This is a genomic window from Providencia sp. PROV003 (genome assembly GCF_045040775.1).
GTDB lineage: Bacteria > Pseudomonadota > Gammaproteobacteria > Enterobacterales > Enterobacteriaceae > Providencia > Providencia huashanensis.
Genome location: NZ_CP096369.1, coordinates 424,925 through 441,038 on the forward strand (window position 1 = coordinate 424,925; position 16,114 = coordinate 441,038).

17 protein-coding genes are annotated in these 16,114 nt (G+C 37.2%); 15 read left to right on the top strand and 2 right to left on the bottom strand.

The features are described from left to right. Positions 1–248: 248 nt before the first annotated feature. Together M1F14_RS01760 and M1F14_RS01765 are read left to right on the top strand one after the other, a co-directional pair. On the top strand, positions 249–1,106 hold the full coding sequence (locus M1F14_RS01760; protein ID WP_225833145.1) for a PadR family transcriptional regulator: 858 nt from the start codon (positions 249–251) through the stop codon (positions 1,104–1,106). 146 nt (positions 1,107–1,252) lie between these two features. Continuing rightward, entirely contained in the window at positions 1,253–1,651 is a 399-nt protein-coding gene (locus tag M1F14_RS01765; protein WP_042847710.1) for a hypothetical protein, read from the top strand. A 25-nt stretch (positions 1,652–1,676) separates the two neighbouring features. Here M1F14_RS01765 and M1F14_RS01770 read toward each other — a convergent pair whose 3' ends face one another. Further along, the gene (locus M1F14_RS01770) at positions 1,677–1,958 is read right to left on the bottom strand and encodes a colicin Z C-terminal domain-related protein (RefSeq protein WP_042847711.1); all 282 of its coding nucleotides are present in this window, start codon (positions 1,956–1,958) and stop codon (positions 1,677–1,679) included. 444 nt (positions 1,959–2,402) lie between these two features. Between M1F14_RS01770 and glnA the strand changes: the two genes are divergently transcribed. The 13 genes from glnA (at position 2,403) to M1F14_RS01835 (ending at position 15,026) form a co-directional block, all read left to right on the top strand. Next, positions 2,403–3,812, top strand: coding sequence for a glutamate--ammonia ligase (gene glnA, locus M1F14_RS01775; RefSeq protein WP_042847713.1), 1,410 nt, complete (start codon positions 2,403–2,405; stop codon positions 3,810–3,812). A 155-nt stretch (positions 3,813–3,967) separates the two neighbouring features. After that, positions 3,968–5,017: a nitrogen regulation protein NR(II) gene (glnL, locus tag M1F14_RS01780; protein WP_042847714.1), complete on the top strand. Its 1,050-nt coding sequence runs from the start codon at positions 3,968–3,970 to the stop codon at positions 5,015–5,017. A gap of 9 nt (positions 5,018–5,026) precedes the next feature. Then, positions 5,027–6,493 (top strand): nitrogen regulation protein NR(I), encoded by a 1,467-nt coding sequence (gene glnG / locus M1F14_RS01785; RefSeq protein ID WP_042847715.1) that lies wholly within the window; start codon positions 5,027–5,029, stop codon positions 6,491–6,493. Positions 6,494–7,140: 647 nt separating this feature from the next. Then, on the top strand, positions 7,141–7,665 hold the full coding sequence (locus M1F14_RS01790) for a fimbrial protein (RefSeq protein ID WP_042847716.1): 525 nt from the start codon (positions 7,141–7,143) through the stop codon (positions 7,663–7,665). Between the two features lie 59 nt (positions 7,666–7,724). Beyond that, positions 7,725–8,393, top strand: a complete 669-nt coding sequence (locus tag M1F14_RS01795) for a molecular chaperone (RefSeq protein WP_181468996.1) — start codon at positions 7,725–7,727, stop codon at positions 8,391–8,393. Positions 8,394–8,419: 26 nt separating this feature from the next. Beyond that, complete coding sequence (locus M1F14_RS01800; protein WP_181468994.1) at positions 8,420–10,930, top strand: fimbria/pilus outer membrane usher protein; 2,511 nt, start codon at positions 8,420–8,422, stop codon at positions 10,928–10,930. Positions 10,931–10,943: 13 nt separating this feature from the next. Continuing rightward, positions 10,944–11,915, top strand: a complete 972-nt coding sequence (locus tag M1F14_RS01805; protein WP_042847719.1) for a fimbrial protein — start codon at positions 10,944–10,946, stop codon at positions 11,913–11,915. Positions 11,916–11,925: 10 nt separating this feature from the next. Next, positions 11,926–12,441, top strand: a complete 516-nt coding sequence (locus tag M1F14_RS01810) for a fimbrial protein (protein ID WP_042847720.1) — start codon at positions 11,926–11,928, stop codon at positions 12,439–12,441. Positions 12,442–12,455: 14 nt separating this feature from the next. Next, positions 12,456–12,953, top strand: coding sequence for a fimbrial protein (locus M1F14_RS01815; protein ID WP_232370507.1), 498 nt, complete (start codon positions 12,456–12,458; stop codon positions 12,951–12,953). Between the two features lie 51 nt (positions 12,954–13,004). Continuing rightward, positions 13,005–13,295 carry a helix-turn-helix domain-containing protein gene (locus M1F14_RS01820; RefSeq protein ID WP_181468991.1) on the top strand — a complete coding sequence of 97 codons (291 nt, stop codon included), beginning with the start codon at positions 13,005–13,007 and terminating at the stop codon, positions 13,293–13,295. Then, a complete protein-coding gene (locus tag M1F14_RS01825) occupies positions 13,282–14,265 on the top strand; it encodes a fimbrial protein (protein ID WP_181468989.1) in 984 nt (327 codons plus the stop codon). Before M1F14_RS01820 ends, M1F14_RS01825 begins: the two co-directional genes overlap by 14 nt. A gap of 167 nt (positions 14,266–14,432) precedes the next feature. Then, positions 14,433–14,666, top strand: a complete 234-nt coding sequence (locus tag M1F14_RS01830) for a helix-turn-helix domain-containing protein (RefSeq protein ID WP_181468987.1) — start codon at positions 14,433–14,435, stop codon at positions 14,664–14,666. A gap of 72 nt (positions 14,667–14,738) precedes the next feature. Next, complete coding sequence (locus M1F14_RS01835) at positions 14,739–15,026, top strand: helix-turn-helix domain-containing protein (protein ID WP_129466941.1); 288 nt, start codon at positions 14,739–14,741, stop codon at positions 15,024–15,026. Positions 15,027–15,093: 67 nt separating this feature from the next. On the opposite strand, the gene M1F14_RS01840 is transcribed toward M1F14_RS01835, so the two are convergent. Continuing rightward, positions 15,094–15,975, bottom strand: coding sequence for a LysR family transcriptional regulator (locus M1F14_RS01840; protein ID WP_042847728.1), 882 nt, complete (start codon positions 15,973–15,975; stop codon positions 15,094–15,096). Positions 15,976–16,114 lie beyond the last annotated feature (139 nt).

The window sequence follows — 16,114 nt, forward strand, 5'->3', positions numbered from 1 at the left end:
CAAAATACCCAATAAAATAGTGAGTATCAGCACTAATAATTCACAAAGTAGCAGAATAATACGCTAAAAACTCAATATTAGCAGCCAAAAAAAAGAATATAAAATAGACTTTCTTTCTTAACTACCTTTTTTAATGTCTTTTTGTGTCATTTAGATATATCTAAATTGACTAATTAGATATATCTAAATATAGTGAAACGACAAAATAGATTCGATATATCTAAAGTTACAAACTAAGGAATAACTATATGCTAATTAAATCTTGTCGTCATGTATATTATGCACAGCATGACGAAAATCAGCATGACCACCACCATAACGGCTGTCATGGTAATCATCGTCATGAACACAAAGAATGTTGCCATGGTGAAGGGCGTCATAGTCAGGAACACAGTGAAGAACGCTGCCATGGTGAAGGCCGTCATAGTCACAGACACAGTGAAGAACGCTGCCACGGTGAAGGCCGTCATGGTCACGGACATGGTGAAAAATGCTGCCACGGTGAAGGCCGTCATGGTCACGGACATGGTGAAAAATGCTGCCACGGTGAAGGGCGTCATGGCCATGGACATGGCGGTGAGCGCCAAAGGGGTCGAGGAAGAGGCAAAGGTCTGCGTCGTCTATTTGACCATGGTGACCTTCATATTATGGTGCTTTCATTAGTTGCCAAAAAACCAAGTTATGGCTATGAGATAATTAAAGATATTCAAGAAGCCTCTAACGGCCTTTATGTGCCTAGCCCTGGTGTAATCTACCCAACTCTTACACTACTAGAAGAACAAGGCTTCTTGGAATCACAAATTGTTGAGCGGAACCGTAAAAGCTTTACTATCACGCCTGAAGGAGCATCGCATTTAGCTCAGAATAAAGACATAGAAGTGGTGATTGCCCGTAAACTGGCAAAAGCACGCGATATGCAACAAGGTGGTAATTTAGCGGAAGACATTGAAATGGCGGTCAGTCGTTTTAAAGCATTATTACGCCATAAAATGGTTTTAAAGCAGCTCAATGAAGAACAAACTCGCCAAATTGCATCCATCATCAATGATGCAGTAAAACAAATTGAAGAAGTGAATACGTTACTAACCAATAGTAACGATGAATAATGTAAGAGGCCCATATTCTTTGTTATATGGGCTTTCTTTATATATACGAGTTCTACTCTTCTCGCATCTCAGAATAAATAACATGAAATATTCTGTTTATAGTTTATACTATAAACAATTGAGTATTTGGAATGATAATAACATTTATGAATAATTCAAAAAAAATCTTTTTTATTTCATCTATAGCAATTATAACGGGGCTATTGCTCATTAGTTGCAAAATTAAAAGCGATAACATTTTATCTTACTCTACAAATAATTCTTTTTTTCAATTAGATAAAGAATGTATCGAATCATATAAGGATGAATCAAAAAATAATGAACATATTGTTTTTATAACACTTAGCAATACAAATAATTGCCGACCTAAACTATATGATTTTCTAACCAAAAATAAAAATAAAAAAATGAATGTTTATTTTAATAACGTTCTTATTCAAAAAAACATTCATTTAGGAAACATCCATTCATTAGATGATGGTTTTTACCAAAATCTAAACAATCAATCTAATTTAAATTTATTTAAATCTTTGATGAATAAGTAAAGTTAGCATAAAGCCACTTTTATATTTAGTACCTAACTTCTATCGTCAGCCCTACTGAATGGCTCTTAAACCTAATCCGGTCTTGTCCTGCCCCATTATTTCCATTAATTCTATATGAGCTAGGCCCCATAGTACGAACGATTCTATCACCTGAATTGGTTACATATTGTATTTCAGCATCAAATGTTGATTGCAGACTTGATACTGCATCAAATGAAACAGTATAAGCGCTATTCCCTACGTGCGTATGAAGATTAACCCACGGTCCCCATGCTAATGGTGGAGCCCAACCTTGAGATCTTGCCATATATTTATACCCCTATTAACTATGTCGTCACTTTTCCACATAAATATTATGTAAAGTACAAAAATATATTTAGATTCAATACTCAATGTTGCTCAAATATATCCTTATTAATACTGGCATAAGCGAAGAACATAAAATATTATATTTATGATGAATGCATGACATAAATGATTCACATTTAAAAAAAACGCACCAAAACAGTGCAAACAACTAACAAAAAGCACCAATTTAGTGCATTTTATTCCATTTTATCATTTTCTCTCCCATCATTTCTTTGTAACAATCAGAATTTACTATAATTTAAAAAGTTGGCATGATTTTCGCTTGTATATTTACAGAGCGAATAACAGTGCCTCGTTTTACACGACTCACTACCGCTAGACAAAAAACAACAAGCGCATCATCTAGACGATTGTTGATTAGACCCGACCAGGAGAGCCGAGAATGTCCGCTGAACATGTTTTATCGTTAATAAAAGAGCAAAATGTTAGATTTATTGATCTGCGCTTTACCGATACTAAAGGTAAAGAGCAACACATCACTATCCCTGCTCACCAAGTTGACGAAGACTTCTTTGAAGAAGGCCAGATGTTTGATGGTTCATCTATCGGTGGATGGAAAGGGATTAATGAATCAGATATGGTATTGATGCCAGACCCATCAACCGCGGTTATCGACCCATTCTTTGCTGACATAACCTTAATTATCCGTTGCGATATTTTAGAACCAGGCACTATGCAAGGTTATGACAGGGACCCGCGTTCAATTTCAAAACGCGCTGAGGACTTTTTACGTTCTAGCGGTATCGCTGATATCGTTCTGTTTGGTCCAGAGCCTGAATTTTTCGTTTTTGATGATATCCGTTTTGGCAATAATATGCATGGTAGCTACTACCATATCGATGATATCGAAGCAGCGTGGAATACTGGCACAAAATACGAAGGCGGCAATAAAGGTCATCGCCCAGCAGTACAAGGCGGTTATTTCCCAGTTCCCCCCGTTGATTCATCACAAAACCTGCGCTCTGCAATGTGTACCACAATGGAAGAAATGGGCTTAGTGGTTGAAGCGCATCACCATGAAGTGGCAACAGCAGGTCAAAACGAAGTTGCTACCCGCTTTAATACTATGACCAAAAAAGCGGATGAAACCCAGATTTATAAATATGTTGTTCATAATGTTGCCCATGCATACGGTAAAACCGCAACCTTTATGCCAAAGCCACTCGTCGGTGATAACGGCTCAGGTATGCACTGCCATATGTCTTTGTCTAAAGACGGTGTTAACCTGTTTGCTGGTGACAAATACGGCGGTTTATCTGAGATGGCGCTGTATTACATTGGTGGGATTATCAAGCACGCACGTGCGCTGAACGCATTTACCAACCCAACAACCAACTCATACAAGCGTTTAGTTCCGGGCTTTGAAGCACCAGTCATGCTGGCTTACTCAGCGCGTAACCGTTCTGCATCTATCCGTATTCCGGTGGTTGCCAGCACTAAAGCACGTCGTATTGAAGTACGCTTCCCAGACCCTGCGGCTAACCCATACCTCGCGTTTGCTGCACAGTTAATGGCAGGCCTTGATGGCATTATCAATAAAATCCATCCAGGCGATGCAATGGATAAAAACTTATACGACTTACCACCTGAAGAAGCCAAAGAAATCCCAACAGTTTCAGGCTCTTTAGACGAAGCCTTGGCTGAGTTAGATAAAGACCGTGAATTCTTAACCCGTGGCGGTGTATTCACGAATGACGCCATTGACGCTTATATCGAATTAGTTCGCAGCGATATCCAGCGTGTCCGTATGGCACCACACCCTCTCGAATTTGAAATGTACTACAGTGTGTAACACGCCGTTCCACTGCTAGTCTTTGTTGCCGTGAAGCACTTGCCCCATCTTTTGATGGGGCCTTTTCTCTGTAAAATATTAGCGGAACAAAATCAAATATCGGTTGTTTGGTCTATCAGGTATAATGCACCAAAATAGTGCAGGAGCAACATTACATGAAAACCGAACATTTGCCAGCACCAGAACAACTTCTCGATTCACTAATTAATAGCGTGCTGATTTTGGATTACGACCTGGTTATCCACTATGCCAATCATGCTGCACTCCAGATTTTAACTCAAAGCCAGCGTAAGCTATATGGTACCCCTCTCCCTCTTCTCTTTAGTTATTGTTCACTCAATGATGAACTGATGTTGAGTAGTTTAAAGGAAGGGCATAGCTTTACAGAAAATGAAGTCACACTGGTGTTTAATAACCATTCCCATGTGATGTCTTTCAGTGCTCAGCCATTTTCTGAACAATTTATTTTAGTTGAGCTTTCTCAACTTGATAGTCAACGGCGTCTAAGCCAAGAATTAGCGCAAAATGCCCAACAACTTGCAGCCCGCGAGCTCATTCGCGGACTTGCCCATGAAATAAAAAACCCACTAGGCGGTTTGCGAGGTGCCGCGCAGTTATTATCTAAGGCACTGCCTGACCCTCAACTGAATGAATATACTCAAGTTATCATTGAGCAAGCTGACCGCTTAAGGGCACTTGTCGATAGGTTGCTTGGTCCGCAATATCCGGGTCCTAAAACCCAGCAAAGCATTCATCATATAATGGAAAATGTGACGCGTTTGCTATCCTTAGAAAAGCCGGATAACGTCACACTGGTTCGTGATTATGACCCAAGCTTACCTGAACTCGAATATTACCCTGATCAAATCGAGCAAGTACTACTAAATGTAGCACGCAATGCGCTGCAAGCTCTCGCGGTAACTGGGGGAAATATTACGCTACGGACACGCACCGCATTTCAGGTGATGTTACAAGGTGAACGCTATCGACTAACAGCGCGTATTGATATTGAAGATAATGGCCCAGGTATCCCATTAGCAATTCAAGACACTTTATTTTACCCAATGGTTAGTGGGCGACCTGATGGTACAGGGCTCGGTTTATCTATTGCTCGAAGCTTAGTCGACCAACACGCGGGTAAAATCGAATTTACCAGTTGGCCGGGGCATACCGAGTTTTCTATTTATCTACCAATCAAAAAATAGGAGATATCTATGGCACAGGGAAAAATTTGGGTTGTTGATGATGACAGTTCTATTCGCTGGGTATTAGAACGGGCACTTAGCAGTGCTGAATTTTCATGCACCTGTTTTGATAGCGCTGATGCTGTTCTCGCTGCCTTAGAGACCTCACTTCCTGACGTGTTGTTATCTGATATTCGTATGCCAGGCACAAATGGTATTGAATTACTAAATACTATTAAGCAATCTCATCCCTTACTGCCGATTATTATCATGACGGCGCATTCAGACCTTGATGCCGCGGTCAATGCTTACCAATCTGGGGCCTTTGATTATCTACCAAAGCCATTTGATATTGATGAAACAGTGGCACTGGTCGAACGGGCACTCAATCACAGCCGTGAACAAAATCACACTGATCGGGATACTAAACAGCAGGCTCCTATTGTGTCTTCAACCATGATTGGTGAAGCCCCTGCCATGCAGGAGGTTTATCGAATCATTGGTCGCTTATCTCGCTCATCCATCAGCGTGCTAATTAATGGTGAATCAGGAACAGGGAAAGAGTTAGTTGCTCACGCCTTACATCAGCATAGTCCTCGTGTTAATCAGCCATTTATTGCACTGAATATGGCTGCGATCCCGAAAGATTTAATTGAATCCGAACTATTTGGTCATGAAAAAGGGGCATTTACCGGTGCAACCCAAGTGCGCCAAGGCCGGTTTGAACAAGCCAATCATGGGTCATTATTTTTAGATGAAATTGGCGATATGCCCCTCGATGTGCAGACTCGATTACTACGCGTTCTCGCTGAAGGGCAATTTTACCGGATTGGTGGTTATACTCCTGTAAAAGTGGATGTGCGTATTATTGCAGCAACCCACCAAGATCTCGAAAAACGCGTCAAAGAAGGGCTTTTTCGTGAAGACTTATTTCACCGGTTGAATGTCATTCGAGTACAATTACCACCATTACGCGAGCGTACCGAAGATATCCCACGCCTTGCGCATTACTTCTTACAAAATACCGCTAAGGAGTTAGGTGTAGAGAGTAAAGTGCTACATGCTGATAGCGAAAAAATCCTCCAGCGCTATTATTGGTCGGGTAATGTCCGCCAATTAGAAAATGTTTGCCGCTGGCTCACAGTAATGGCTGCTAGCCAAGAAATTTTACCGCAAGACCTACCGGAAGATTTGCTGGAAGAGCGCCCGATACAAAATACTGAAGAAAATAACCTGAAGGCCAATGAATACGTAACTTTACCTACACATCAAGCCAACTCAGAAGCACAATGGTTTGAATTATTAGAAAAGTGGGCTAATAACGCGTTATCAGCAGGTAAAGACGATTTATTAGCACAAACAATCCCTATATTAGAGCGTACTATGCTAAGTTGCGCATTGACATATACCAAGGGCCATAAACAAGAAGCCGCCCGTTTATTAGGCTGGGGAAGGAATACTTTAACTCGAAAATTAAAAGAATTAGGGCTTGAGTAATTCATTATTTGTTTATGTAAGCCTAATTAAAACAAAAGCATATCATTAAAATAAGGTGGCGAAATAAAAGAATACATCTCCATCTTATTTATGATAATTAGCTTAACATTTAATTTTCTCTCTCAGCCATTGATAATAAAAACAATAAGCAATCACTTATATAGACCATTGAAATGCGATGGTTAATAAATGATATCCATAATAAAAACACCAAAACAAGCATATTTAGACCATCGTGATTTGATATTTATAATGATTTTTCATTTTTAGATAATATAAATGACAAACACTTCAAGTATACTCTATATGCTAACGCCTGATAAACCCAAACAATCACCATATAAGAGATAAATTAAATTTATCCACCACTTTATAGGTAATCTTAGTTTTATATCGTTATTTAACTTTAGTAAAAAACCCAGTAAAAATGAAATTTACTTTAAGTAAGCACATGGAGTTAATTATTAACCCATAGTGTGTTAATTGCTTATTATGATATTAATCATATTAAAATTTAATTATATTTCACCAAATATAACAAAACTTGTTTATTTTAAAAAATAGATTCAAAATACTCTTCAGTTGAGTAATTGATATTTTCAACCACTCAATGAAAAATAAATAAATTATATTCCGGAGAAAAACAGATGAAAAAGAATTTACTTGCATCATTAATTGCTGCATCCTCAATCTTTGCTATTAATAATGCATTAGCAGCGGATGGTACTATTGATTTTACTGGTGAAATTATTGACCAAGCCTGTGAATTAGCTGCTGGTTCTGATGCATTAAAAGTTAATTTAGGTAAAGTTTCAAAAACCGCATTACCAAGTGCAGGTAGTACTGCTGCCGCCACTAAATTTACCATTAAATTAATTAATTGCCCAACGACTGTAACAAGTGCTTCTGTTAAGTTTGATGCGGATTCTTATATCGGCGATGATGAAGTTATTAAATTAAAAGAAGAAACTGGTGTTGCAACTGGTGTCGGTATTCAAATTACTGATGATGCTAATAAAGTAGTCCCACTATTTACTGCCTCTAAAACATACCCATTAAAAGATGGTGTTGAAAATAATTTAGACTTCAGAGCACGTTATATTGCTAAATCTGACACTGTAACTCCTGGTCCTGCTAACGGCACAGCAACATTTACAATCAATTATAACTAAATAACAAATAAGGTTTAAAAGGAATTAAGCCTTATATAATTATAATCAATGGTGGTATTATGAAATTCATTATCTATATTTTCATTTCTGTATTTACACTATTAAACACTGCATATGCAGGTGTCATTATTGGTGGAACTCGTGTTATTTACAATGAGGGAAACAAAGATGTCAGCATTAGTGTAGAAAACCCAGATAAGATCCCTTATTTAATTCAGTCTTGGATTGATAATATCGATGAAAAAAAACAATCTGATTTTGCTATAACACCACCATTATTTAGGTTGAATCCAGATAACACAAATGCACTTAGAATCTTTCTAACTGAGAATAAACTATCTAATGATAGAGAGTCATTATTCTGGCTGAATATAAAAACGATCCCTGCGACAGAAAGAACAGAAAATTCATTGCAAATTGCATTTAAAACACAAATGAAGCTGATCTATCGTCCAAAAAGCTTAAAGAATGTTGATTTTATTGAAGAACAAAAAAAATTAGTATGGTCTAAGTCAGGAAATAACATTATTGTTAAAAACCCAACTCCCTATTTTATGAACTTTCAAAGCATTAGCTTTAATGGAACTAAAGCAAATGATGTTTCTTATGTCGCACCATTTGCAAGTGCATCTTTTGACGTTAATAACCCTAATTCTAATGGAATAATTAAATGGGAAGTTATTAATGACTATGGGTCTGCACCAGAAACACTCGAAAAGAAAATATAAACTTATAAAATGAGTTAGGTTACGATATGAAATTAAATAAAATATTTCTTGGCCTATTATTATATTTAGGCTATACGACGGCATTATATGCTGAAGAAAAACCAGATGATACAGTCTATTTTGACCCTGATTTTTTAGAGCTACCTAATAAAGATTCAGTTGACCTATCACAATTTGAAAATGATGAACAATTAGCTGGGGATTACTATGTTGATATCTATGTTAATACCAACCTAATTGGTGCTAAAAGCCTTAAGTTTGATAAAGACAGTAATAACAAGTTAGCTCCTTGTTTATCTCTTAATGATCTCAAAGAATTTGGCATTAAAGTTAATGATTACCCTGAATTGCAACATTCAGGAAGCCACTGTATAAACCTTGCTGCCATTCCTGATGCAAAAAGTGATTTTGAATTTGGTTCACAACGTTTATATCTTAGTATTCCTCAAATTGCCTTGGATAGAAACCCAAGGGGATATGTTGATTTAGCTAACATTGACAATGGAATCAACGCGTTATTATTAAACTATAGCTATAATGGTTCAAAAAATTACGACCGAAAAAATAATGATTCAGATGGTACATCTCATTATGTGAATTTAAGACCCGGTATAAATCTTGGGGCCTGGCGTTTGCGTAACTATACAACATGGTCCAGTAATAATGACCAATCCGGTAAATGGGACACCATTTACACTTATGCATCGCGTGGCATTAATAGTATCAAAAGCCAATTAACTTTAGGTGATAGTGTTTCGCCTTCGATGGTTTTTGATAGTGTGCCCTTTCGTGGTGCACAATTGGCAACAGATGACGATATGTCCCCTGAAAGCTTGCGTGGTTATGCGCCTGTAGTTCGCGGGATAGCACGTAGCAATGCACAAGTAACAATCCGCCAAAATGGCTACATTATCTACCAAACTGAAGTGGCTGCTGGTCCTTTTGAAATTACAGACCTCTACCCAACAGGGGGGAGCGGCGATTTACATGTCACAATAAAAGAGTCTAATGGTAGCGAGCAATACCAAATTGTTCCTTTCGCTTCATTACCCGTATTACAACGTGAAGGGTATTTTTCTTATAGCGTAACTGGCGGTGAATACCGCGCTTATGATAATAGCATTGATAAAACAAAATTTGGTCAGTTCACCTTAATCTATGGCTTGCCTTATGGCATCACCGCATATGGAGGAAGCCAAGTTAGTGAACATTACCAGTCTTATTCCATTGGTGCAGGGCAAAACCTTGGGCGCTTTGGTGCCTTATCAATTGACGTTACTCATGCAAATTCAACGTTAAGTAATGATGTTAAGGAAAAAGGCCAATCATACCGTTTCCGCTATAACAAAAATATCAATGATATTGGTACTAATATCGCATTGGCAGGTTATCGTTATTCCACCAAAGGCTTTTATAGTTTAGCGGAAGTGTTTGATGGTTATAGGGATACAAACTATGCCCCTGAAATTGAACGACGCCGTAATCGTGGTGAAATTACCCTCAGCCAAAACTTAGGGGATAGTTTTGGTTCAATTTCTGTTGGTTATATTAATGAAGATTATTGGAACAGTGACCGAAAAACGCAATCTGCCACGGTGGGTTATAACAATAGTTGGCAAGGTGTCAGTTATAGTTTGAATTATACCTATAACAAAAATACCAATAGCTATTCTTATCGGTCAGGAAGTCGTTCAAAAAGCGAAGATGACCATCAATTAGCGCTTTCCGTTAGCGTACCCTTTTCGGTATTTGACGATACCTTCTATTACAACTTTAACAGTAGTAGCAGCAGTAATAGTGCAAGTACCGGAAGCATTGGTCTTTCAGCATCACAGTTAAATAACCGGTTAAATTGGAGCGTTCAACAAGGCTTTACTACTCGAGATCAAGGCACTAACGGTAATATGAATGCTTCTTATAAAGGCCAATATGGTGAAGTCTCAGGCGGTAGTGGCTACAGCAAAGACAGCTATAACCTCTATTACGGGGTTAACGGTAGCTTAGTCGCACATTCTGGCGGCCTTGTACTTGGCCAACAGTTGGGAGAAACCGCGGCGCTTGTTGAAATTCCTGATGCAGGTGATGTACCGATCCTAAACCAAGCTGGGGTGACTACAAATAACCAAGGTTACGCATTGGTACCTTATGTCACTGCTTATCGCAAAAATATGATCGATATCGATACCTCTGCATTACCTGAGAATACTGAGATGGATTTATCCAGTCGAAGTGTTTCACCAAGCCGAGGGGCTTTAGTCAAAGCGAGCTTTACCGCAAACGTTGGCTACCGCGCAATCATGCTGCTGACTTTTACTGACGGTAAACCTGTACCTTTTGGCGCCCAAGCTATCTTTAACGATAACCCGCAGTTAAACAGTATGGTGGGGAATGATGGCGAAATTTATTTATCAGGCTTAGCTGAAAACGGCAATTTTATTATTCAATATAACGATAAACAACAATGCCAAGTCAATTATAACTTAGCAGGTATATCGAATTATATGGGGTTATATAAAACAGCGGCAGTTTGCCGATAATAAGGAATAAATAATGAAAAATTTTATTTATAAATCGATATTGGCTATGAGTTTTATATATTTATACTCAGGGTATGCTAATGCAGCTTGTACCTTAAACCCAAATTTAAATAATAAATTCGCTAACGTACCGACCGCAGTATATAACATTCAATATGATGATATTACACCTAGAGATTTAGGGTCTCTCCGTGCTGATTTTTCATCTACATCTCAGTGGGTAGCTAGTGATTCGAGTTCTTGTGCTACTTCATACTTAACGGGGAGTTTTATCAATAGCTGGTCACCAAATGCCAATAAAGTTGCCCTATCTAATATTCCGGGTATTGGCATTTCTGTTACAACCGCAGGCATTGGAGCGTTTAATGCTTCATGGGATAAAAACAACTCCAATTATAATATATTAACAACGCATTGGGGCATCACAGTAAAAAAACTTGGTTCGGTAACACAAGGTGGCACATTAAGAGCCGGAAATGTCGCAAGGTTAACCGTAACTTACCGTGCACCAACCAGTGTGACGTGGACTTTAACAACCTTAAATATGCCAACTAATGCTATTCGTATCAATGTGCTTAGCTGTTCATTAAAGAATAATCAGTCAACCTACAATATTGATATGCAAGATTGGTATGATACACAATTTCCTAATATAGGCTCAACCAGTACACCGGTTGATATTCCAATTACATTAACCTGTGCGGCAGGTACCAATATTAAAGCGACTGTCACAAGTTCTAAATATGAAGATGCGGCGACAGGAAAATTAGGGCTAACAGGAGCTGATAGTGCTACTGGTGTCGCAATACAATTATTGGATAAAAATAATAATCCAATCAAGCTAAATACCAAGAACAGCCTGCAAAATAATGTTCCGGCTGGAGACTACATGTTTAATTGGAAGGCTCGTTATATCAAGACGGCAGATAACATCACGCCAGGTACAGCGAATGCCTCTGCTACTGTAAATATTCGCTATGAGTAGGAATAAAAAAATGAAAATAATAGTTAATAATTTAATTTTACTTAGTAGCTTAATAATCAGTGGGAATTTATTTGCTGCTAGCACAGTTACATTGAATTTTACCGGAAATATTAAAGCGGCTACTTGTAATATTACTGGTGGGAATAATATTGATATTGACCTAAAAAGTATTTCTGCAGATGTTTTTAAAAATACCAATTCAGGTTCCCCATGGAAAAACTTTAATATTAGCTTAAATAACTGTTCTACCTATATTAACCAAGTAAAACTGACGTTTACAGGAACCGCGGATACTGCGGATGCAACAAGTTTATACAAAAACCAAGGTACGGCAAGGAACCTAGCTGTACAACTACAAAATGGTAATGGAACAACCGCTTTAGGTAACCAAAAAGTATTGCAAGTCACTACAAATGGACAAACAAATATTAACATCCCATTAAGAACACGTGCGTTTAGCTCATTAGGTAATGTCACCCCTGGAACTATTTCTGCAAATATTACAGCAACAATTACCTATTTATAAACAGGGAAAAGAATATGAGACACTTTATTTTATTTCTATCACTAATGAGCTGCTCTTTGATTGTTTTTGGGCAAGCTGCGAATATTAAAGTACACGGTACTGTCATAGCTGCGCCTTGTGAACTTGAAAAATCTAATTACCTTATTGATTTAAAAAAGATTAATATTTGGAATATTAAGGATACACAAAAATCGTCATGGGTTGATTTTTCAGTTAAGCTCAAAAATTGCCCTGTAGGAACAAGCCAAGCTGTAATGGCTATATCAGGTACTCCAGACCCAACGACTCCAGAGTATTTTATAAACAACGGGACAGCAAAAAATGTTGCTTTGAATTTAGCAAGAACTGCAAATAAAGCGACTATAAAAAACGGCGATACCATTACAACAAATGTCAACACACAAACTAGAAGTGTAGAAATTCCGTTATCAGCTAGAGTTTCAGGTTATGGTAATGGAATGATTGCAGGGTCTTTTAAAAGCCACTTAGAATTTACATTTACTTATCAGTAATTAAATATAATTTCTTATTACGCCTATATTTATTTTAATAGGAGATACATTATGTCTAATTACTACCCTATTTCCAAAATAGTTGGAAGTAAAATAACATATTATAGAAAAATGAATGGAATGACATTAAACCAGATTGCAAACATAATTGGTGTGAGTGAACAACAACAATCAAGATATGAACATGGTATTAACCGAATAAATTTAGATAGGCTAAATCAGTATGCTGAGACATTTAACATTAGTATATTAGAGTTTTTCATCTTCACTGAAATAGAGAAAGAATATATAAAAAAAGAATTCCCTATAAAAACCAGAGGAAATATCTATGAAGAAATCTAATGTAAAAGCATTATTAATGATAACACTATTGTATTCTACATATTCATATTCTGCTTGTATTCAAAATCCTAATTTAAGAAATGTTGTGGTTAATGTCCCCGCAAGAACATATTCAGTGCAATACGATGATACAGGAGTTCGAGATTTAGGCACTATTCGGGTCAATTTTAAAGGTGCACCAATCAATACATATTTAGGCCAAAAATCAAATGGGAAATGCGGTAATGCATATTTATATGCTGACTATGTCAATGGTTGGGTACCAAATGGTAATAAAATTGCACCCAGTAATATACCAGGTATCAGCATTAAGGTTAAAGCCACAGAAATTGGTTTCTTAAATACGCGCTATGGACCACCAACAGCAGATAACCCTGCCGCTTGGGGCATTATTAACCCATATTGGACCATTACTATAAAAAAAACAGGACAAGTCACACAGAGTGGAAATTTAAAAGCAGGACATGTAGGAAGACTGACACAACGTAACCCAGCACCACATAACAGCACTTGGAATTTAACATCACTAAATATTCCAGCAAATGCAATCAAAATAAATGTATTAAGATGCTCAACAAAAGCCACAAGTTACAATGTTAACTTAGGAACTTGGTATGACACCCAGTTTAATGCTATTGGCTCTACTAGTAATAGTGTCAATATCCCCATAGCATTAAGTTGTGCTGCTGGCACAAATCTAAAAGTAACCGTCACGAGTAGTGCTGGGTATGTTGATACCAATACAGGGAAAATTAAACTGTCCGGTCAAGGCCAAGCAACGGGCGTGGCAGTTCAGTTATTAGACAGGAATAGTAACCCGATAAAACTTAATTCAAAGTTCACTTTGCAAAACAATGTTGCAGGTGGAGATTATATTTTTAATTGGAAAGCTAGGTATATTAAAACTGCTAATAATATAACTACAGGAACCGCAAACTCAACAGCCTCAGTTAACATTAGGTATGAATAGTAAAAATCATTCATAAAAAGACATTAACTTTCTAAAATTTTAATTTTATTGCTAACATCAAAAAATATCATAGAATCATTGATGAATAGCAAATTCATCATTACACAAAAATGATTAAGATAGGCATATAATATTTTCATGTAATTTATTTAAATATAGGAGCCCATATGTCTTATCCAACATCTCATATTATTGGTAAAAAAATAATTTTCTATCGAAAAATGAATGGCATATCGATTAATAAAATATCAAAAGCCATTGGAGTTAGTCCACAACAGCAATCTAGATATGAACGAGGAGTGAATAGAATAAATATAGATAGGTTATCTCAATATGCAGAATACTTTAAGATTGATATTAAATCTTTTTTTCATTCTTTTAGTGCTAAAAAAGAGAATTAAACCACATAAGAAATATTAATAATATTAAAATTTCTTGATTGATTTTGTATTATTAAAATTAGAGAGAACATTATGAAACGAAAAATATCAAAATCTGTTGGTCTAAAAATTAGAGCATTAAGAGAAGCTAATGGTATGAGCGGAAAAGAATTAAGTAGCTTATTAGGTATTAGCCAACAACATCAATCACGTTATGAAAATGGCGAAGTCAATATCCATGTTGATACGATATATCAATTATCTCAGATATTTAATATTGACCCTGCCTATTTTTTAACTGACGAGACAGAAATAAATAAAAATACAGACACCCCACTTAGTAAAAAAAATTATTTTTCTGCTGAGGCGTTAGTATTTTAATATTTAAATATGAGCATCATTATATGCTGATTTATTAAATGTCGGTGCATGACATTATTGCACCGATTTATCTTTGTTGGGATTCATCCAATAACCAATTACGGAATATCATCATCGCAGGTGTACATGGTTTGGACTTCAAACGACTAAGCCAATAGCCCCCTAATGTCACTGAAATATCAAATGGCTGCACTAAACTCCCAGCACTCAACTCATGTTCAAACATACAACTCGGTACCAATGCCACACTATCCGTTAATAACGCAGCTTCAACCATTAGACGAGACGAGTCAAACACAGGCCCTTTCACTCGCCACGGCTCTAAACCTGCGGCAAGAAACCATTTTTCCCATTCATCTTTACGGTATGAGCGCAATAAATGATGCGCTTTTAAATCTAGGGGAGTCGTTAAGCGGTTAGCCATTTTCTCAGAGCATAACACAGTATGCGATGCGCTAAATAATGGAATATTCTCAGCCAGAGGCCATAACCCCTCCCCAAAGCGTATGGCAAAATCAACACCTTCTGCCGCCAAATTGACTACGTTATTATGTGTCATAATCCGTAAATCAATATACGGGTATAAGTTAGAAAATTTTGATAATTGAGGTAATAACCAACCCACCGCAAATGTTCCCACTACTGATATACTCAACACTTCATGGTAGTGCCCATCATCAAACTGCTGCAATAAAGACTCAATTTGGTCGAAAGAACGACTCAACACAGGTAGGAGCGCTAAGCCTTCATCTGTTAAGGCCAACCCTCTAGGTAAGCGGATAAATAATTCTAAACCTAGTTGCTCTTCTAATAACCGAACCTGCTGGCTTACCGCCGCTTGGGTCACATTCAATTCCATACCTGCTCGCGTGAAACTTAAATGGCGGGCAGATGCTTCGAATGCACGCAAAGCATTTAAAGGTAGTCGATGACGATAATTCCCTGACATAAGATTTTCTTTTACCTCATCGAACTTTATATCGTTTTAAATGAAGACGTAAAACACGCATACTGCTATATAACAACGGTATAACAGCCTAGAAATCTATACTAAAGCACTTCAGTTATGCAATGAAGTTCTTCCTTAT